21 protein-coding genes are annotated in these 20,585 nt (G+C 35.8%); 14 read left to right on the forward strand and 7 right to left on the reverse strand.

All coding sequences use genetic code 11. From position 1 onward, the window contains the following. The first annotated feature begins 266 nt into the window (after positions 1–266). Complete coding sequence (locus K4L44_13170) at positions 267–1,865, forward strand: T9SS type A sorting domain-containing protein (protein ID QZE13518.1); 1,599 nt, start codon at positions 267–269, stop codon at positions 1,863–1,865. Positions 1,866–2,205: 340 nt separating this feature from the next. Here K4L44_13170 and K4L44_13175 read toward each other — a convergent pair whose 3' ends face one another. Both K4L44_13175 and tgt read right to left on the reverse strand, forming a co-directional pair. Further along, on the reverse strand, positions 2,206–3,285 hold the full coding sequence (locus K4L44_13175; GenBank protein ID QZE16007.1) for an LptF/LptG family permease: 1,080 nt from the start codon (positions 3,283–3,285) through the stop codon (positions 2,206–2,208). 32 nt (positions 3,286–3,317) lie between these two features. Then, positions 3,318–4,448 (reverse strand): tRNA guanosine(34) transglycosylase Tgt, encoded by a 1,131-nt coding sequence (gene tgt / locus K4L44_13180; protein QZE13519.1) that lies wholly within the window; start codon positions 4,446–4,448, stop codon positions 3,318–3,320. A gap of 422 nt (positions 4,449–4,870) precedes the next feature. Here tgt and K4L44_13185 point away from each other — a divergent pair, with 422 nt between their 5' ends. The 10 genes from K4L44_13185 to K4L44_13230 all read left to right on the forward strand — a co-directional run bounded on the left by K4L44_13185 (position 4,871) and on the right by K4L44_13230 (position 13,955). Further along, entirely contained in the window at positions 4,871–5,878 is a 1,008-nt protein-coding gene (locus K4L44_13185; protein ID QZE13520.1) for a glycosyltransferase family 2 protein, read from the forward strand. Next, positions 5,869–6,480 (forward strand): sigma-70 family RNA polymerase sigma factor, encoded by a 612-nt coding sequence (locus K4L44_13190; GenBank protein QZE13521.1) that lies wholly within the window; start codon positions 5,869–5,871, stop codon positions 6,478–6,480. The genes K4L44_13185 and K4L44_13190 overlap by 10 nt, the downstream gene beginning before the upstream one ends. 6 nt (positions 6,481–6,486) lie before the next feature. Then, positions 6,487–7,107, forward strand: a complete 621-nt coding sequence (gene rsmG / locus K4L44_13195; protein ID QZE13522.1) for a 16S rRNA (guanine(527)-N(7))-methyltransferase RsmG — start codon at positions 6,487–6,489, stop codon at positions 7,105–7,107. Positions 7,108–7,257: 150 nt separating this feature from the next. After that, positions 7,258–7,416: a 50S ribosomal protein L34 gene (gene rpmH / locus K4L44_13200; protein QZE13523.1), complete on the forward strand. Its 159-nt coding sequence runs from the start codon at positions 7,258–7,260 to the stop codon at positions 7,414–7,416. A 155-nt stretch (positions 7,417–7,571) separates the two neighbouring features. After that, positions 7,572–8,693: an aminofutalosine synthase MqnE gene (gene mqnE / locus K4L44_13205; protein QZE13524.1), complete on the forward strand. Its 1,122-nt coding sequence runs from the start codon at positions 7,572–7,574 to the stop codon at positions 8,691–8,693. Positions 8,694–8,834: 141 nt separating this feature from the next. Continuing rightward, a complete protein-coding gene (locus K4L44_13210; GenBank protein QZE13525.1) occupies positions 8,835–9,620 on the forward strand; it encodes a PASTA domain-containing protein in 786 nt (261 codons plus the stop codon). Between the two features lie 14 nt (positions 9,621–9,634). Next, on the forward strand, positions 9,635–10,678 hold the full coding sequence (locus K4L44_13215; GenBank protein QZE13526.1) for an RluA family pseudouridine synthase: 1,044 nt from the start codon (positions 9,635–9,637) through the stop codon (positions 10,676–10,678). A gap of 28 nt (positions 10,679–10,706) precedes the next feature. Then, positions 10,707–11,684 carry a D-alanine--D-alanine ligase gene (locus K4L44_13220; GenBank protein QZE13527.1) on the forward strand — a complete coding sequence of 326 codons (978 nt, stop codon included), beginning with the start codon at positions 10,707–10,709 and terminating at the stop codon, positions 11,682–11,684. Between the two features lie 99 nt (positions 11,685–11,783). Further along, a complete protein-coding gene (gene dnaB / locus K4L44_13225; protein QZE13528.1) occupies positions 11,784–13,394 on the forward strand; it encodes a replicative DNA helicase in 1,611 nt (536 codons plus the stop codon). 33 nt (positions 13,395–13,427) lie between these two features. Further along, positions 13,428–13,955 carry an RNA methyltransferase gene (locus tag K4L44_13230; GenBank protein ID QZE13529.1) on the forward strand — a complete coding sequence of 176 codons (528 nt, stop codon included), beginning with the start codon at positions 13,428–13,430 and terminating at the stop codon, positions 13,953–13,955. A 126-nt stretch (positions 13,956–14,081) separates the two neighbouring features. Here K4L44_13230 and K4L44_13235 read toward each other — a convergent pair whose 3' ends face one another. Continuing rightward, positions 14,082–15,023, reverse strand: coding sequence for a bifunctional methionine sulfoxide reductase B/A protein (locus tag K4L44_13235; GenBank protein QZE13530.1), 942 nt, complete (start codon positions 15,021–15,023; stop codon positions 14,082–14,084). Between the two features lie 177 nt (positions 15,024–15,200). Here K4L44_13235 and K4L44_13240 point away from each other — a divergent pair, with 177 nt between their 5' ends. Both K4L44_13240 and K4L44_13245 read left to right on the forward strand, forming a co-directional pair. Continuing rightward, positions 15,201–16,103: a glycosyltransferase gene (locus tag K4L44_13240; protein ID QZE13531.1), complete on the forward strand. Its 903-nt coding sequence runs from the start codon at positions 15,201–15,203 to the stop codon at positions 16,101–16,103. Positions 16,104–16,323: 220 nt separating this feature from the next. Further along, positions 16,324–17,007 (forward strand): leucine-rich repeat domain-containing protein, encoded by a 684-nt coding sequence (locus K4L44_13245; protein QZE13532.1) that lies wholly within the window; start codon positions 16,324–16,326, stop codon positions 17,005–17,007. On the opposite strand, the gene K4L44_13250 is transcribed toward K4L44_13245, so the two are convergent. The 3 genes from K4L44_13250 to K4L44_13260 are packed head-to-tail and all read right to left on the reverse strand — an operon-like array spanning position 16,920 to position 19,089. Then, positions 16,920–18,428: an IS66 family transposase gene (locus K4L44_13250; GenBank protein ID QZE13533.1), complete on the reverse strand. Its 1,509-nt coding sequence runs from the start codon at positions 18,426–18,428 to the stop codon at positions 16,920–16,922. The genes K4L44_13245 and K4L44_13250 overlap by 88 nt on opposite strands. Positions 18,429–18,451: 23 nt before the next feature. Then, a complete protein-coding gene (tnpB, locus tag K4L44_13255; GenBank protein ID QZE13534.1) occupies positions 18,452–18,796 on the reverse strand; it encodes an IS66 family insertion sequence element accessory protein TnpB in 345 nt (114 codons plus the stop codon). Then, positions 18,796–19,089 carry a hypothetical protein gene (locus K4L44_13260; GenBank protein QZE13535.1) on the reverse strand — a complete coding sequence of 98 codons (294 nt, stop codon included), beginning with the start codon at positions 19,087–19,089 and terminating at the stop codon, positions 18,796–18,798. Before K4L44_13260 ends, tnpB begins: the two co-directional genes overlap by 1 nt. Before the next feature lie 108 nt (positions 19,090–19,197). Between K4L44_13260 and K4L44_13265 the strand changes: the two genes are divergently transcribed. Further along, a complete protein-coding gene (locus tag K4L44_13265) occupies positions 19,198–19,383 on the forward strand; it encodes a transposase (GenBank protein ID QZE13536.1) in 186 nt (61 codons plus the stop codon). A 132-nt stretch (positions 19,384–19,515) separates the two neighbouring features. On the opposite strand, the gene K4L44_13270 is transcribed toward K4L44_13265, so the two are convergent. Further along, positions 19,516–20,202: a hypothetical protein gene (locus K4L44_13270; protein ID QZE13537.1), complete on the reverse strand. Its 687-nt coding sequence runs from the start codon at positions 20,200–20,202 to the stop codon at positions 19,516–19,518. Positions 20,203–20,585 lie beyond the last annotated feature (383 nt).

The following is a 20,585-nucleotide window of genomic DNA, read 5'->3' on the forward strand; positions in this document are numbered from 1 at the left end:
TTCTGTAGCCATATTCATATTGTGTTATAAAGCACATGAATTTTTCGCATGAACTAGTAATGTATTGTTTCATAGAGTGATAAGTTGTGTTGTCATGTGGTGTTTAAGAAATATTGTGCTTTGTCTCGTACAATTGGTTCATCTCAAATGTACGATCATATCCAATTGTATCATTTCATTTTCCAAATATTTGTTCCATCAAGTTGCGACACTATCTAAAGTGTTGTGTATGTAATGTATTTGATGAACTAAAAATTGGAAAGCTTATGATTAAAAATCTACTTTTATTTCTTGTGGCAGTATTGTCACTTAATAGTGCTTATGCTCAGGAGGAAGAGACAGTACTATTTTATCCTACCATGACATATTTAAAAGGGGCACATGGTGTAAATGGTCAAACTATCGAAGGAACAGCCCCAGGTACTGATCAGGTATGGTATAGGATTAAAGCTGTATCTCAAGATTCGATTGCTTATTCAAGACCTGCAAGTACTAATGAATATAAACACATTAAGATTTCAGCAGCAAGGACTTCAGATAAGACTTATGATGTGTTAAAAACATATTTAGTTTTAGATGAGGTCGATTTAAGTTCTGCTATTGGTAATATTAACTTAGATTTCTATACAAGAACATTTTCATCAGACAAGACTGGCTCATGTGAGATAAAATTACTTGCTTCGACTTCTTATGTTGTGGGAGATGTTGCTAATTTGTCCAATAATTGGGTTGATATAACTACTGATAGTTTTAAAAATAATCTTAAGCAATATCAACAAAAAGATATATACAGTAGAAATACGGTGTCATTAAATGTCTTTGCTGGTCAGAAAGTTACTATTGCTATTGAATATTCTTGCCCTATTGCAAGTGGTGATGCTCCTATTCTTGCCCCTCTTGGAGTAATGTTTGGTGATTTTAGAATATCTTCTTCTCTTGATGATAGTTCTTATGCTGAATTTTCAAATACCAATTTTGATGATGCTTCTTTTGGTGTGACTCCTTCTGCTGGATATGGGGTTTGTTCAATCAAAGAATATACATTTGGACCAGATGGAGCTCAATTTGAAAAGATCACTGTAAATATTCCAGCAACGGATAATGAAAAAACATTTTATGTACAACAGTCTTCTTCTACTCATAATTTTGGTAAAGAGGGAGATGATCGATTTGGAGAAGACAATCGTTATGTTCGTGTAGTGGGTAAATCATTAGCTGGAAATAAAGCATTTTTGATCTCTCCTGAGATGGACTTTACTGATTCAGAGAGTGTATATATTGAGTTTAAAAATGCATTACGTTATGGGAAATATGCTAATACTTCAATTAAGTTATTGGTGATTGAAGGATACACTGGTTATGATGGAGATGGTGACCCTCTTGATCAAATCGATGCTTCTGCAATAACAGATATCTCTAGTCGTGTCAATTGGTCTAAAGATGTTGTTACAGGCCAACATGAAAAGCCTAATTGGGTGAACTCTGGAAAAGTGAATTTGTCAGATTTTGCAGGAAAGAAAATCCGTTATGCGTTTACAGTTGAAATGTTAGATGCTGCGAACACGACCAATGTTTTCTTAGACGATATCAAGGTTTTTGTTGATGGTATTGCTAATTCTGTTGATGGATTTAAAAAGAATGCTTGGACTATTTACCCAAATCCTGTAGAGTCTCAATTCAATATTCATGGGTCTGAAGCAGTGAATAGAGTTGAGGTTTATTCTATCTTAGGAAATAAAGTTGCCGATTGGACTATTGATTCTCAAGTAGGAGTAGATGCTTCTACTTTAGATGCAGGTCTTTACATCTTGAAATTGTATGGAGTTCGTGGAACTACATCAATTCAAAAACTTATTAAAAGATAAGTTTATTCTTTTGTTGTTATAATTTGCCACGTTGCAAGTATGCATTTATGCTACTTGCAACGTTTTTTTTATCACTAGTTTCTTTTCGTTTGTTATTCCACTTTATCTTCTTGTAGTGAATCCCATCGAACTTATTGGTGTTTTGTATGATAGCATGTTGTTGACCCAGCTTGAATGAAATGGATGTCAGGGGAGGTCAATTGGATTATGAAGAGTGTAGAAGATGAAATTTTCTTAAGGAAGTGGTTGAGAATATATCACCGGTTGAGTAGTTTATCTTTATAATGCTCTCAATCGTTGAAAAGAGAGATGAAAGAAGTTGTCCATAGGACAACTTCTTTTATTTCGATGCCCATCGATATAGAACTAGGGCTATTATGGAATATACAATATTGGGAATCCATACAGCAATAAAAGGATCTGTACCTCCACTGATTGCAAATACCTTTGTTACTTGCATAAACATGATGTATGAAAAGCTCAAGAGAAGCCCCAAGGCAATGTTTAGTCCAATACCACCTCTTGTTTTTCTTGATGCTAACGATACCCCAATAATGGCTAAAATAAAGGTGGAAAATGGACCAGAAGTTCTTTCATGCTTCATAATCTCATATTCCTCCATATTAGAGACTCCTCTAAGCCTTTGACTCTTGATGTAGTCGTTTAGTTCAAAGAGGTTCATCTTTTCCGCCTCATTAACCCTTGTTTTAAACTCTTTTGGAAGAATAGTCAGCGTGGTGTCAATCTTTCTTCCAAAAGTCAGTGTTTCGTGCCCATTCTTATCAAAATCTCTAATGTAATAATCATGAATGGTCCATTTATCTTTTTTCTTATCCCATCTAATATATTGCGATATAAGCTTAGATACAATCCTGTTATCCTCTATCTTCTCTAATGAAAATCGATGTCCTGTATCTGTATTTACATTGTACCTACTCATGTACATATATACACCGGGACTAACCTGCTTGTGTATGTTTGTCTCTGTATTATAAAATTTTCCTTTGATATAGGTGTTTTTGAAGTCCAACATTTTGATATTTGAATGAGGGATGATAAAATTACCTAATATCCAAGACATACATGCAATAAGTAAAGCTGAGACAAGATAAGGGCGCATTAATCTTTTGTATGTAACTCCTCCTGCTAGAATACCAATAATTTCAGAATTGGAGGCCATTTTAGAGGTGAAGAAAATTACAGAGATAAAAGTAAAAAGGCCAATGAAAAGGTTTGCAAAATAAGGAATCCAGTTAAGATAGAAATCGAAGATAATTGCTTTCAAAGGAGCATCATTCTCGATAAAATCATTCATGTGCTCACTTACATCAAATACAATTGATATACTAAGAATTAGAGTAATGGACAAGAAGAAAGTTCCTAAGAACTTTCTTATGATATAAAAGTCAATTTTTTGCAAGAATGGCTTCATGTACTTCTCTTGTTTTTCTATTATAATCTTCTACTCAATTGTTTTACCATACGAGCTTTCCATTCAGGGAATGTTCCATCTAAGATCTGTTTTCTTGCTTCTCGTACTAGTGATAAATAGAAGGTCAAATTATGAATACTACCAATTTGAGCACCTAGCATCTCTTTCGACTTGTATAGGTGCCTTACATATGCTTTTGTATAAGTTTGATCTACGTATGATGTTCCTGCAGGATCTAATGGAGTAAAATCGTTCGCCCATTTTTGGTTACGCATATTCATTATGCCGTTCCATGTGAATAACATTCCATTTCGTCCATTTCTTGTAGGCATAACACAATCGAACATGTCTACCCCACGATCAATATTCTCAAGAATATTTACAGGAGTACCTACTCCCATAAGATAACGAGGTTTCTCTTCTGGTAATACTTCATTAACCACTTCGACCATTGCATACATATCTTCTTCGCTCTCTCCAACAGACAGACCCCCAATAGCGTACCCTTCTCTATCAAGGCTTGCTACATGTTCTGCCGCTTTAATACGAAGATCTTTATAGACACATCCCTGTACAATTGGAAATAATGTTTGATTATATCCATATTTAGGCTTTGTTTCGTCAAATCTCTTTACACAACGCTCCAACCATCTTTGAGTTAGTGACAATGATTTTTTTGCATACCCATAATCTGCATCACCAGGAGTACACTCATCAAATGCCATAATGATATCTGCACCAATAGTTCGTTGTGTATCCATCACATTCTCTGGAGTGAATAGATGCCTTGAACCATCAATATGTGAACGGAATTCAGCACCTTCTTCAGTGATCTTTCTTATATCTCCTAGTGAGAATACTTGAAATCCACCACTGTCTGTAAGTATCGGACCGTTCCATCCATTAAATTTATGTAATCCACCTGCTTTTTCTAGAGTATCCAATCCTGGACGTAGATAAAGGTGGTATGTGTTTCCTAATATAATTTGAGCTTGAACATCATCTGATAAGTCCTTTAGATGAAGTCCTTTGACTGAACCAATTGTTCCAACAGGCATGAATATAGGAGTCTCAATTTCTCCATGATCTGTAGTGATCTTCCCAGCTCTTGCCTTGGTGCCTTTCCCTTTTTGTATAAGTTCGAATTTCACGTTGTCTGATTTATTTAATATACAAGAGAATGATATTACGATCCTTCAAATTCTCCCTTTTCGATGGAGCAAAGATAGTTATTAAATGATGAATCGTCTCTTTACTTATGAGGAAAAGGTTTGTATATACACTTTTTATTCCCTCTTAAATATACTATTTATAAACATTCGTTCATAAAAAATATTTCCTTCTCAATGAAATTATGTGTAATTTTGATTAAGTATGTCGTACAAAGATTATTTAAAAAACTAATTGTTGCTTTATGCGCTCCCCACAGGACTTTTTATCCTTCCATTTCCCACATATTGATTTTGCTTCTTTGAATCTCTTAGAAGTGATTTGTGGCAGTGTACTTATATTTTACACTGTCTATATTTTTGTGTCTTTTATTAGAAAGATTTTTTTCTTCGCAAGTAGAAGTTTGATTAAGAATAACCATACCCCAAGTGTCTCTATTATTTTGGCTACAAAAAACCAATTTGAGGTTCTTCGTCCTGTTCTAAATTCTCTTTTGGAACAAGATTATCCTGATTTCGAGGTGGTCGTGGTGGATGATTGTTCTGAAGATATGACGCCGATTGCTCTTGATAAAATGTCAAAAGAGTTCCCTAAATTAAAGTTTACACGTGTATTTAATGAAACTAGATTTTCAAATGCTCTTACTTTATCTGTTGGAATTCGTGCAGCTACAAAAGATTGGCTCCTATTCCTTACTCCTGAGATGAAACCTGTAAATAAGAACTATTTAAGAACCTTAATGTCTAATGTAACAGACAAAACGTCCTTGGTACAAGGTGGATGTAACTATATACCCCAACACTCATGGGGCAACTACTTTTTGCGTTTGCATTTAGCAAAATATACTCTTGATTATTATCCTTATGCTAAGTGGTTTGGCTTGGTTCCTGCACTTCCTTATAATATCGCATATAAAAGAAAATATTTTGTGGAATCAAAAGGCTTCCGCGAATTCTTAGATGAAAAGTTCTATATTAATGAATGGTATGCACACAGCCTAACGACTAAAGATAAAAACGTAGAAGTGGTTCTGCACTCTGATGCTAAGGTGTGTTTGAGTGATTCGTATGACCTTCATGATTTTGTGAACCAACGAGAGAAATATTTGTTATTAAAAAAGAAGTATGGTCTTGGTTATAAGGGATTACGTTTGATATACAATTGGGGAGGATTTTTAGTCCTTGTGGCAACTGTATTGCTCTGTTTATCATCTCAGTATAGTTATTGGGGAGTGCTAGTTTTTATTCTTTTGTCGTTGATTCATCTTATTTCTATGGGTATCATATTGAGAAAATTAAAAGAAAAAAACTTTCTTTTTTTCGAATATGTCTCTCGCCTCTTATGGCCTTTATATAGCTTCCATTACTCGCTTAAGTTTTGGATATTAAGACAACGAAAGAAATGGAATTAAGGGGAAAAGAAAAGAAAAATAAAGATCTGTTTTGGATTGGAAAAGCATTAGAGGGTAAAGCGGAAGGATACAACTATCTTCTTGAATATTACTACCCTCAGTTGTATGTCTGTTTACGTGCAATGGTCAATTCCGATCAAGAAGCAGAGGATCTTACTATAGAGAGTTTGACAAAGGCTTTTAATAGTTTGCCTTCATATGACAAATCTTATGCTTTTAGTACATGGATCTATCGAATCGCTAGGAATCATTGTATCGACTACTGTCGTAAAAGAGAACTACCTTTGATGTTTACGGACAAACACTACCTTCTTAATGCCAAAGCAGATGTACGCCCTTCTGGATATATGGAGACCCCAGAGACAATTCTTCTTCGTCAAGATATGGTGATTGCTGTTCGTGATTTGGTGCAGAAATTAAGCCCTCACTATTGCAAGTTAATCACATTGAGATATTTTCACGATTATTCTTATGATGAGTTGTCAAAAGCACTAAATTTGTCGGTCGATATTATCAAAGTTCAGCTTTTTCGTGCAAAGAAGAGGTTGAAAATGTTAGTAGATAAAGAGGAGTTTAAAAAGTGCATTGCATTCGATATATAGAGAAATATGGATATTATATTAAAATACTTCCCAGATTTAACGGAAGAACAGGAGAGTCGTTTTGCGATGTTAAAATCGCTTTACACGGAATGGAATGAAAAGGTGAATGTGATTTCCCGTAAAGATATTGACCACCTTTATGAAAAACATGTTTTGCATTCATTATCGATTGCCAAGGTAATGCAGTTCAAGCCGGGAACTAAAGTGTTAGATGTAGGTACTGGTGGAGGATTCCCTGGGGTCCCTCTTGCAATCCTTTTTCCAGAAACAGAGTTTCTTTGTGTGGATGCAATAGGAAAAAAAATAACTGTTGTGAATGGCGTTTGTGAAGCGTTAGGACTTACAAACATTAGAGCTGAACACACCAGAGTGCAAAATGTCAAAGAAAAATTTGATTTTATTGTAAGCAGAGCAGTCACTGCATTCCCTAAGTTTGTTGCCATGTCACGTGCTGTTGTTCAAAAAAAATCATTCAATCAGTTGGCTAATGGTATTTTATACATAAAAGGGGGGGATTTTATCGAAGAGATTGCTAACTTTGGCGATAAATGTAGTATTTATCCTGTTTCAGACTTTTTTGATGAAGATTTTTTCGAAACTAAAAAAGTAATCCATCTAGCTCTTTAGTGCCATTAGGCAGTGCCTTTTTCACTAATTTAGATCGATTTAAATAAGGAAAATATAAAAATAGAAACCGCTTCGTTTGGTAGAGCAAAAAAAAGACTTATTTTTGCAGACCGAAATATTTAGCGAATATAATCAGAAAAAGTATACCCGATGAAAAGAACATTTCAACCATCGAACAGAAAGAGACGTAATAAACACGGGTTCAGAGAGAGAATGTCTACTGTGAACGGACGTAAAGTATTGAAAGCTCGTAGAGCTAAAGGTCGTAAGAAACTTAGTGTTTCTGATGAGCCACGTCATAAAGCTTAAGCATTATCCTTTAGGATTGCTTTCGAAAGAGTTTAAGAGAGGTAAAGATTCGATGTTCTTTACCTTTTTTTTGTCTCTATTTTAAGAAAAATACATATAACTCTTTTTTTGAATCTCTCTTTTATATCTATCTTTGAACAAAAGGTTATTGAGAGATGCAGAAGATTAAAGAGATGATATATGAGCAGCTGTCAACTAATTCTAGTTTGACTCCTGTGGTAGACAAAGTTTTCCATGGAAAACGTTTAACCCGCGAAGATGGGCTAATGCTTTATAAGGAGGCAGAACTTCCCCTCCTAGGACTTCTTGCCGAAGTCGTACGTCGTAGAATTAATGGGCTACAAGCAACTTTCAATAGAAACTTCCATTTTGAGCCTACGAATATATGCATGAAGAATTGTTCGTTTTGTTCCTATAAGCGTCGTTTTAATGAAGAGGGTGCTTGGGAAGAAGGTATTGATGAACTTCGTCAAACTATTGCTAAATATCGCGATAAAAAAGTAACCGAGGTACACATTACAGGAGGAGTACATCCAGATAGAGGGGTTCCTTATTATGTAGAGATGGTTCGAGCCATTAAGCAAGAGATGCCAGAGCTTCATGTAAAAGCATTCTCCGCTGTCGAGATTGAAGCAATGTGTGAAATCTCTGGTCTAGATTACAAGACGGCTCTAAGAGATCTTAGGGATGCTGGATTGGGATCTATTCCTGGTGGAGGTGCTGAAATCTTTGATGAAGAGATTCGTCAAAAAATCTCTCCAGATAAGGCTACTTCTGATCAATGGTTAGAGATTCATCATACAGCTCATGAATTAGGGATGATGACCAATGCAACCATGCTTTATGGACTTATAGAGAATTACGAACACCGAATTGATCATATGGATCGCCTGCGTAGACTTCAAGACAAAACGGGTGGTTTCAATACTTTTATTCCACTTAAGTTTAGACGATATAATAATGCATTTGCACACGTAGAGGAGTCTACTACAACAGAAGATCTTCGTAACTATGCTGTCTCTCGTATTTTCTTGGATAACATTCCTCATTTAAAGGCTTACTGGCCTATGATAGGAAAAGAGGTGGCACAGTTGTCCTTGTCATATGGAGTGGATGATTTAGATGGAACTATTGATGATTCTACTAAGATATATTCTATGGCTGGAGCGGTACAAAATCCGAATGCAACCACAGAAGAATTAATATCTTTAGTAAAGGAAGCTGGGAAAGAGCCTGCTGAAAGAGATACACTTTATCATATATTAGAGCGTTTTTAAGCTTAATATTATACCACTTTACGGAAGGAAAGGGTTATATCTTCGGTATGACTCTTTTTTTGTATAATTATTTCTCATCATAATCTGTATATTTGCATCTTTATGAGGTCATGTCGATAACAAACAATTATAAAATACTGTATGAGCTTTAAGGAATTTACCAAATCAAGAGTGTTTATATACAATATTATTGGTGCTTTTGTTTTGATCCCCCTAGTGGTATGGATCACTATGTTTAGTATACGTATCTATACAAGGCATGGAGAGTCTATCATTCTACCTGATTATTCTGGACAAAATGTAGATGTCGTAAAAAATGCAGACAATGTATCTGTACGTATTTTGGTTGCCGATTCAATTTATCGTTATGGAACAGATGCAGGAACGATTATTGAACAGACACCAAGACCTGGGGAGAAGGTGAAACCTGGCCGTAAACTGTTTGTAACAGTTGCAGCAAGTAATCCTAAGGAGATAATCATGCCTAAACTAGTAAATGGGTCTATTCGTAATGCAAAACTGAAGCTAAAGAGGCGAGGTCTTAAATTAGGTAAAATGGTAATGGTCCCTTCTCCTTATGAGGATCTTGTGCTTACACAATCGATAGATGGAAAAGAGATAGAACCAGGCAAAAAAATATACCTAGGTAGTATTATTGATCTTACCGTTGGAACAGCTTCTCACTTAAAAAAGGTCGATATCCCGAATTTGGATGGTTCAAAATTAGACGAAGTGAAACAAATACTTGACGACCAAGGTTTATCTTTAGGTGCGGTAATATATGATGGAACATTTGAAACTACGGAAGATAGTTTGAAAGCATATGTTTCGAAACAAAGACCTAGTGTTGAGCAAGGTCAAGTTAAACAAGGTTCTTTTATTGATGTTTGGTTAAAGTCAGTAAAAGACACAATTATTTTACAATAAAGGAGTAGTTAAAGATGGTAGATGATACAATGACTAATTATGATTCTAATGACGAAGATGCACTCTTCGAACACTATCGTATTGAGGTAGATCCAGGGCAAAAACCGCTTCGTGTCGATAAATATCTAGTGAATCGTATTGATCAGATCTCACGAAATCGAATCCAGACAGCTGCAGATGCTGGTTGCGTACGCGTAAATGAAGAGGTAGTAAAAGCAAACTATAAAGTAAAGCCTGGTGATGTGATTACAATCATGATGGATTATCCTCGCCGAGAACTTAAAATTATTCCAGAAGACATTCCTTTAGATATTGTCTATGAAGATGATGACCTTGTTGTGGTAAATAAGAAGCCTGGAATGGTGGTGCATCCTGGACATGGTAACTATACCGGAACACTAGTTAATGCGTTGGCTTACCGTTTTAAAGACCTTCCAATGTATAATAGTGAGGATACTCGTCCAGGACTTGTTCATCGTATTGATAAGAATACTTCGGGACTTCTTGTCGTTGCTAAAAATGAAAACGCAAAAACGCATTTGTCAAAACAATTTTTTGATAAAACCACTAAACGTAGATATAAAGCCTTAGTTTGGGGAGATGTAAAAGAAGATCATGGTACAGTAGAGGGTAATATCGGTCGTAGTTTAAAGAACCGACAGGTATTTACTGTGTTTCCTGAAGGAGATTTTGGAAAACATGCAGTGACTCACTATAATGTAGTAGAGCGTTTGGGTTATGTCAATCTAGTTGAGTGTGTACTAGAAACGGGAAGAACGCATCAGATCCGTGTTCATATGAGATATATAGGACACACGCTTTTCAACGATGATAACTACGGTGGAGATAAAATATTAAAAGGGACAACATTTACAAAATATAAGCAGTTTGTTCAAAACTGTTTTGATGTATTACCTCGACAAGCACTTCATGCACAGATGTTAGGTTTTGTTCATCCAACTACTGGAGAAGAGATGATTTTCGAATCAGAACTACCGGAAGATATGGTAAATTGTATTGAAAGATGGAGAAACTATATTGCGAACAGAGGGGAATAGAAGTGATAATCGTTAAGTCTATTTTGTGATGACAAATAAAAATATAGCAGTAATTGCTGGAGGCTACTCTTCTGAAAGAGAAGTCTCTCTTCGCAGTGCTGCCTTTGTAATGAAGTGTCTCCATGAGACACACTATACACCATGGCTTATAGATATTTCTGAAAAGGAGTGGGTTGTTTTACATGAATCAACGAAAATCGTTGTGGATAAAAATAACTTCTCTTTTTGCTTGAATGACAAAAGTATCATAATGGATGGTGCTTATATTATAGTACATGGTACTCCTGGAGAAGATGGAAAACTTCAAGGATATTTAGACATGATTGGTATTCCTTACTCTGGTTGTAGTGCCGCGACCTCTTCTTTGACTTTCAATAAATATTTCTGTAATCAGTTTTTATCGAATCAAGAGATAGAGATCGCTCCATCTAAGCGTATCTTGTCCGGAGACACATGGGATGCACAGGCTTTAGTCGAACAATTAGGGCTTCCAATGTTTATTAAACCGAATGCAGGAGGTTCTAGTTTTGGAGTATCCAAAGTAAAATGGATAGATCATGTCGATGATGCAATTAAACTTGCTTTCCAAGAAGGGGAAGAAGTCCTATGTGAATCATTTATGCAGGGTCGAGAGTTTACATGTGGTGCACTACTTCATGGTAATAAAGTGTTAATGCTACCAGTAACAGAAGTGATTCCAGAGAATGAGTTCTTTAATTATGAGTCAAAATATGTGGAAGGCAAGGCACAAGAGATTACTCCTGCAAGACTTTCAGATGAAGAGACTGTATTGATTCAATCTTTGACTCATAAAGTATATCGTGCGTTAGATTGTCGAGGAATTATAAGAGCCGATTTTATATATGATGGAGAGGTATTTCGCCTTCTCGAGGTAAATACAGTTCCTGGTATGACGGAAACAAGTTTCATTCCACAGCAAATACGTGCAGCTGGCTTTACCGAGACGGAGATTTTAGTATCTATTTTAGACAATATATTAAACTAATTTTTGTAGCTTTAGAAAGAGCGATAAGGATACATACGGTCATTTCAAAATGAATCTGTATCTTTGCCGCTCTTTTATAAAAAAAAACAGAAGTCAACGATGGCTGTACAGCGCTCACAAAATATCAGAAATAACAATGCTCAATCTTTAGAGCAGATTGAGGCACAATACGGAAAACTTCCTCCTCAAGCTGTGGAGGTTGAAGAGGCAGTATTAGGTGCTCTAATGTTAGAAAAAGATGCATATGTTTCTGTTGCCGACATGCTACAACCGGAATGTTTCTATAAAGACGAACATCAACGTATTTTTAAGGTCATTAAAGATCTTAATCTTTCGGATAAACCGATCGACCTATTAATGGTAACACAAGCATTACGTGACCGTAATGAGCTTGATTTGGTTGGTGGACCTCTTTATATTACACAACTTACAGCCAAAGTAGCATCTGCTGCACACATTGAGTTTCATGCTCGTATTATTGCCCAAAAGCATATACAACGGGAGCTGATTCACATGTCTTCTGAAATTCAAGCAAAATCGTACCAAGACTCTGTAGAACTAGAAGACCTTATTGATTTTGCAGAATCTTCTCTTTTTAAAGTAACCGAAGGAAATATTTCTAAAGAATCTGTTCCTGTAAAACCAGTGATCGCTGAGGCTATTGAGGTGATGCGAGAGAATGCTGCCAAACCAGAAGGTATGAGTGGCGTCCCATCAGGTTTTACTGGATTAGATAGAATAACTTCCGGGTGGCAAAAGACCGACCTTATCATTATTGCTGCACGTCCAGCAATGGGTAAGACTGCTTTTGTTCTTTCAATGGCTCGTAATATTGCCGTGGAACACCAAAAACCAACAGCAGTATTCTCGCTAGAGATGTCGTCTCTTCAGCTCGTCAACCGTCTTATTTCAGCAGAAACAGGGTGGGGATCTGATAAAATAAAGACGGGTAAACTAGAAGAACATCAATGGCTTGAACTTCATACTAAATTGGAGAAGCTTACTGGCGCTCCTCTTTTTATTGATGATACTCCAGCTCTATCCGTTTATGAATTTCGTGCCAAATGTAGACGTCTAAAAAGTCAGCATAATATTGGATGTGTTATTGTCGATTATCTTCAGTTGATGACTACAGGCGGCGATGCTAAGTTCTCTAGGGAGCAGGAGGTATCAACGATCTCACGTAACCTAAAGGCAATTGCCAAAGAGATCAATGTACCTATCATTGCGCTATCTCAGCTGAGTCGTGCGGTTGAATCTCGTGAAGGACGTCGCCCACAGTTATCTGATCTTCGTGAGTCGGGTGCCATTGAGCAGGATGCGGATATGGTGCTATTCATTCACCGTCCTGAGTATTATGGTATTACTGAAGATGCTGATGGACAAGACTTAACTGGTATTGCAGAGTTGATCATTGCCAAACACCGTAATGGTGCCACTGGAGATGTACAACTAAGATTCCAAAGTAGTATGGCGAAATTTAGCAATCTAGATGACGGAGATTTCGGTGACTATTCTACTCCAGAAGCATTGGACCCTAAAGTCCAAAGAGACTCCGGTCAAGTGGTTGCATCTGGGCAAACTTTCAGCTCCAAGATGAATAGTGATGTCGATCAAAATCAAAATCAAGGAAATCAGCAAGAGAATCTTGGATTCGATGGCTTTGGTTTCCCAACAGGAAATGATTTTGATGATGCGCCTCCATTCTAAATATCTCTTTTAGATTATCCATTTTTTTGTATCATGAGAAAACGTAAGAATTGTGAACTTGGTCGACTAACGGTCGAAGAGTTCAAAGCAAACGAAAAGGCCCCTATCGTTGTAGTAATGGACAACATACGTAGTAGTAATAATGTAGGTTCGTTATTTAGAACTTCAGATGCATTGAAAGTTAATGCACTTTATCTATGTGGAATAACCAACACACCTCCGAGCGATGACATACGCAAGACTGCTTTAGGTGCAGAGGAGAGTGTTAATTGGAAATACTTCGACAATACACTAGATGCAATTAGTACATTAAAGGAGCAAGGTTATCGTATCTGTGCTATTGAGCAAGTGGAAGGATCTGTGATGCTACCAGACTTTTTACCGATAAAAGGAGAGAAGCTTGCACTTGTTTTTGGTAATGAGGTGAAAGGAGTCGCACAAGAGGTCGTAAACCATTGTGATTTATGCATTGAGATACCTCAATATGGAACGAAGCACTCTTTGAACATCTCTGTAAGTGCTGGAATTGTACTATGGGATATCTTTCAGAAGATATCTTAATCTTTCCCTCCATACAGATATCAAAGAGAGAAAATATAGAGGTTGATAATATCTGCATGACAGACTATTATCAACCTTTTTTATATACACACTTTGCCTTTAATAGGCAGGGAGTCCATGATCACTTTATTCAAACTTATTTTGGTAGATATGACAGTAGGGACTAGAACCTTTATTCTCATAATAATCTTGATGATATGTTTCTGCATCATAAAAGATCTCCGCAGGAGTCAACTCTGTTACGACAACATAACCCTTGCCACGTAGCTGTTCCATTAGCTTCTCTGAAACCTCTTTTTGTTTTGTATTGGTGTAGAATATAACAGAACGATATTGGGTACCAATATCGGGTCCTTGTCCATCAATCTGCGATGTGTCATGCGTCTCAAAGTAGATCTTTGCAATCGTTTCAAAAGAGACCTTCTTTGGGTCAAACATCACTTTGGTTGTTTCTGCATGTCCTGTTCTGCCACTACAAACCTCTTTATAAGTAGGATTTTTTGTCTCTCCTCCCATATATCCCACTGTAGTAGATATTACTCCAGGAATCTTTTGAAGATGATATTCTGTTCCCCAAAAACATCCCGATGCCAAATATGCAACCTCTACCTCAGGATGCAAAACAATCTTCTTAGGAAGCGCTTCGCCTTGAGGAATAAATGTCATAGAGATGGAGTTGACGCAATGACGTGTTTGCTTTTTAGTGAACCCTTCGTTGAGGAATACATGTCCTAGGTGGGCATCACAGTTACTACAAACAATCTCTGTTCTCAGCCCATCATTATCAGGAACTCGCTTCACTGCTCCCTCTATTTCATCGTCAAAAGCAGGCCATCCACAACCCGCATCAAACTTGTCGTTTGACTTATAAAGGGGAGCATTACAACGTTTACATATATAAGTCCCAGCTTTCTTAAAGGAGTCATATTTACCTGTGAACGGCGCTTCTGTATATTTGTTCTCGATGATATTCTTCTCTTCTTGACTTAAGGTATTATATTGATTTTGTGCCTTGCTGTTGTATGCTGTCATAATGATTAGAGTTATTATAAATAAAATCTGCTTCATAAACTATTTATATGAGTGTATTTCTCTATAACTCGTTTATGGCAAAGATGTTCCGATAAAAAAAACTAAAATAATATCTTTTTGTCTTTTTACCTGAAAACTATATATACTACCACTGTTTTTGGGTGAAAGTACAATAAAATAGCTCTTAGATAGGTTTAATAGATAAAAAGAGTCATGGGTCGTTTAGCCACAATTTGTATTCCTATATATAATAGAGAAGTGATAACCTTGGTCGAAGCCTTAGTCTATGAGATTAAGAGGGCTGATCTACCTGTGAATATTCAGCTTATCGATGATGCTTCCACGAATCATTGTGGTGAATCCAATGCATTGTTGTCCTCCCATTATGTTCAATACACTAGACTAACTCGAAATGTAGGGCGTGCTAAAATAAGAAACCTCTTTTTAACCCTTACTGATACTCCACTATTAATCTTTATTGATTGCGACTCAGAGATTCACAGTAAGGATTATATCCAAACTTACCTCCATCACTTTCGCGACCCTCAAAACCAAGTTATTTATGGTGGTCGTATCTACCCTGATACGTGTAAAAGGTCTGAAAGACTAGAATGGCTTTATGGAAATAAACGAATCGCTGCTAATGCAGAGAAGAGAAGTCGTGAGGGAAATCGTGCATTTCTAACCAATAATTTTGCCCTTCGTAGAGAGATTCTTGAAACCCATCCTTTTGACGAATCGATACCATGTTACGGCTATGAGGATGTACGCTTTCAATTTACACTAAGTCAGGCTGGAATCCAAGTACTTCATATTGACAATGTGGTTTGTGATAGTGGCTTTGATAGTAATAGAACGGTATTGATGAAAATGGAGATGGCCACACGCTCCTTAAAATACATCTTTGACAAAGATCCAAGAAACCCTTTGAGAAAAGAGATGAAATTAATGCGCTACTATGATAAGCTTAATCGTGTATGTCCTCTCTTTATTACACAATCTATCTCTATTATACTAATTCCATTTATTCGAACTTTCGCACACTCTTTCCCTTCCCTGTTTTGGTTAGATACTTATAAACTAATATTACTATATCGCTATAAGGTATCTTGTTGAAATACTATTAATGCTTGTTCTTCGGTTGAATCCCCACACATTATAATTTACTACTTAACCCTTCATCAGATCATTCCAATTTGAGTTGTTTTCAATGAAAAGTTGTGAATAATTGTAATGATTATGATAATATACATACTAATATTAAAATATTAAATCATAGAAGGTCTTGTTTTTTAGATCATTTTGAGGTTTTATTTTGGTAAAAAGAAGTAGTTAGATGAAAAGAATATTGTTGCTAGGGGGTATGATGTTTTGCTCATTACTTGGGTGGACTAAAGATGATATCAAGCGTATTAAATTAGGTGATTGGGAATATCATATGGTGGAGCTCAATGGAGTTGAAGGAGCAAGTTTAGATTTGTATGTAGGAACAGATACAAAACTTGAAATACTAGATGAAATTGATGGACATCATGTAATTTCTCTTTGTCATGATGGAAATGTCTCAGCTGGATTGTTTGGACAGAATTTCTATAATGAGAATCATAGAATTCAAACTGTTTCAACTCTCAATGCAACCTATTTAAAAGAGATAGGGCCTTGTACTTTTCAATTTTGTGAAAACGATCGTTTTAGTGTGCATCTTAATGAAGATATTGAATATATAAGAGAAAATGATTTTTCTAATAGTTCCATTAGGGAGATTGAGTTTCCTACCAGCCTGAAAAGTCTAGGTGATTTTTGTTATGAATATTGTAAGAACCTACAATATTTGTATAGAAGTAGTTTACCTGAAAGAGTTACAAAGATTCCTTTTAGCGTATCCGTTCGGCTACTCACGTATATGAAGATTGATCTTTTTTACTATAAAGATTATTTCCAGTTTAGAGGAAGTAAGTCATCGTATTTCGATGGCTTGGTATCAGATATACGATTTAAGATATCTGTATACCATGCATGAGGTTCAACGTCTGCCATTTTGCACATGGAAGATAGGGTATAAAACATTGCTGCTCTTTTTGCTCCCTCTTCTGATCCTGCAAAGAGATAGTTTTTACGTCCAATGGCTACTGGACGTACTTTATTCTCCACATTATTATTGTCGATAATGTAGCTTCCATCTTCTGTATATTGGCACAGTTCATCCCATAGGTTCAAGCTATAGTTGATTGCTTTCCCAATAGGGCTTTTAGGTAATGCTGTAAGGGACTCTTTTTTTAACCATTTTTCGAGTTCCTTTAGTATGGGTACAGCAAGTTCTTGTCGAAGAAGATAGGTTTCTTCGATAGACAACTCTTTTTCCTGACTTGTTCTCTCTATCTTATATAGTTCTTGGATCTTTTTTAAAGCATATTCGGCACGAGTTCGATCATTTTCTTTTGCCTCAAAAAATTTCCGTCGAGCATGTGCCATACATGCTAGCTTGATAATTTCTTTTTGATTTCCAAGTTTATGATAACCTTGATATCCATCTGTCTGTAGAACTCCTTTAAACTTTTTTAAAGTAGATTCTGGTACTGAACTCCTTCGAGAGTTATCGTAAGTAAATAAACAACTCTTTATATGTGGAGCATAATAGATCCAGAAGTAACCAAGATGAGTGGCTCCTTGTTTCTTATCTGTTAGAACCTTGATACTTGTCTCATCGGCTTGAATATAGTCTGACTGGATTACTTTTTTCTCGATATGTTTGTATAGTGGAGAACGTAGTTCAGCAGCCTTCCTTATCCATCCATTGATGGTTGCTTTAGGAAAATCAATTCCTGATCTTTTAAAGATCCCTTGGGCTCTATAAAGAGGTATATGATCGTAGAATTTACCAACAATAAATTGACTTATTAATGAGTTTCCCGCCATACATTTGGGGATAAGATCCGACGGAAGCTCGGAGATGATAATGCTATCCTCTTCGGGTAAACGATATTTTGGACGAACAATTTGTCTTACATAAAGCTTACCTGGACTAAATTCAATCCTCTCAGATATCTCTTCTCCAATACGAGTTGCTCCCTCTGGGACATCATCAGGTTCAATCACTTCTACTTGACGAGGAAGGTCAGAAGGGATACTTTTTCTTTTTGCCTTTTTTTTCTTCTTAACAACCTCAATAACCTCCTCTTCTGGAGAAGATATCTGTAAGTCTTCTAGATTTTCATCTTCGACTCCAAGATCTAACTCTAATTGGTTCGGATCTTTATAGGTTTCTTTGGTTGAACCAAAGATGCGTCTTTGAAGATAGGCAATCTGTGCCTTTAAGGATTCGTTTTCTTGTTTTAAGTTGGTGTTTTCAGAGTCGACATTAGAGTATTCAGTCATCATCTTTTGGAGTTGGTCCAAAAGATCTTCTTTACTTACATCCTCTATGATATCGCTCTTATTCATGGTTTAAGGATACACATATTTATTTAAATAACATAACGTTTTTGTCTTTTATATTCTTTGACAAGAACACCTTCTATAAGAAGGACAAGATCAGTGTACTCAAGATGAATTGATGTTAAGTCTTTTATTTCAGGAGGTCTAAAGGTTCCTCTCTCTAGTCGTTTCACAAAAAGAACAAAACCACCTCTTTCCCATTTAAGTAATTTCATCATGGTACGACGTTTGTTCAGAAAGATAAATACATCACCCGAAGTAATATTGGCATCAATCTTATTCTGCACCAATCCGGATAATCCATCAAAACTTTTCCTCATATCTGTTGCTTCAGAATAGAGGTAAAAACGATCATTTGAAGATATTGAAAACATTAGCCTTGAATCTGGATTAATGATCGAAGCGTCGATATTGTCGTTGCTGAAGAAAGTTGAAGGGTTACACCATTGGGATAAGTGATAACGATCTCTTCTTTTATTTGTGAGGTTTCATTGTCTAATGTGACAAAGAAACCTTCAGTTTCTTTAGAATACTCCTTCTTATATTTTGCCTTCCAATAACTATATACTGATAGTTTTATATTATTCTGTTTACAGTAATCGATATTGCTTAGTCCACTATTGTGTTGTGCTTCTATGAGATCAAACATATGTGCTTTTTTACTCATCAATTTCTTTTTTTGATTATGTCTCAAAAATAGAAGGCTTTAAAATAATGCACAAGATGTGAATAACCGAACGCTTACAATGAGACTGAAATCCCTCAGCTTAAGAAAATGGTAGAACTATTGACCAAGCACAAAACAGGAATTCTAAATTGGTACAAGTGCCATATCTCCACGGGGCCTTTAGAAGGAATAAATAACAAGATTAAAACCTTAAAAAGACAAGCATATAGCTATCGTGACCTAGGTTTTTTTATGTTAAAAAATAAAAGTAATGCATCAAGATATATACGCTAGATATGGATGAACGAAAAAACTTGTTTCTAGTCTAAAAAGACTAGAAACAAGTTATTTGCAGCTTAATTCTCAGTAATAAGGTCTTAAAGACCACGCTTATTTCATTCTAAGTAATTTTTATAGATATTAAATCTATAAAAAATCAGCAAGTTTTAGATTCTCAACTTTCAAATATGCTTGTTGAATAAAATAGAATTGGAAATATCCATTAAAGTCGTTATTCGAAGTTTCAGCTTCTATATTAGCATTGTAATATGACTCCGATGTATCTTTAGGAGCAGGAATAACTTTTAAAATTGCATTCACCCATACTATATACTCATCAAGAGCCTGTCTATCAACCTCTTTCCAATAAGCCACTGCAATTTGATTCGCTTGAAATTCTTTCTTATAGTCTGACATATTATTCATTGTCCCCTTTAGATCCTGAACATAATGTCCCAACTCATGAATTACCAAAAACCAATTAAACGATTTCTTAAAATACTGCTCCCCAGAGAAAGAACCTACAGCCTGATCAGCCCAATTATTGAATTTTGTTTTCTGCTTCTCCTCTAAAGTTTTCCATTCAGGCACTGTCAGTCCTTCTGATCCATAAGTGATCATTGCAGGTGTATTTGCAATTCGTACTATTGGTACATTAGGCGTTTCAAGACCTAACGAATTAATTTTCTTCACAAAAGGATCTCTTATTGTTTCAATCTCTTTTTTCAATTCTGGATTGTCAATCAAAACAGTCTTATCTTTATTGCAAGATGTACAAGCAAATAAGGTGACTGTTAAAACAGTTAGCGTTACTATTTTTAATATTTTTTTCATCTACCTATTTTTTGATATTGCCTAGACTACTAGAGATTAATCATTATCTTTACGTATAGCCCACAACACATTGATTAATATTTTTCATGAATAAGCCTGCAATGAATACTAACGTAAAAAACAAATATCTATTGTTCCAATCAAATCAAAGCAGTGTGTGTCAACTCTCCTTCTATCCAGTATCAAATAGCAATGAGCCATACTCGTCATAAAGAGTAGGAGTGATGCCTTAGTCTAAGCTATGATTAATAAATACCTTAGAAAAGACAACTTAAATAAGACACTTTCCAAAAATTGGTAGACTGACATTTTTATTTAGAAAATGAAATAGATATAAGATAGTTAGAACCATTGACTACCTCCCGTTTTTTAGTCAGAAAACT

This window comes from Prolixibacteraceae bacterium, assembly GCA_019720755.1.
GTDB classification, from domain to species: domain Bacteria; phylum Bacteroidota; class Bacteroidia; order Bacteroidales; family Prolixibacteraceae; genus Halosquirtibacter; species Halosquirtibacter laminarini.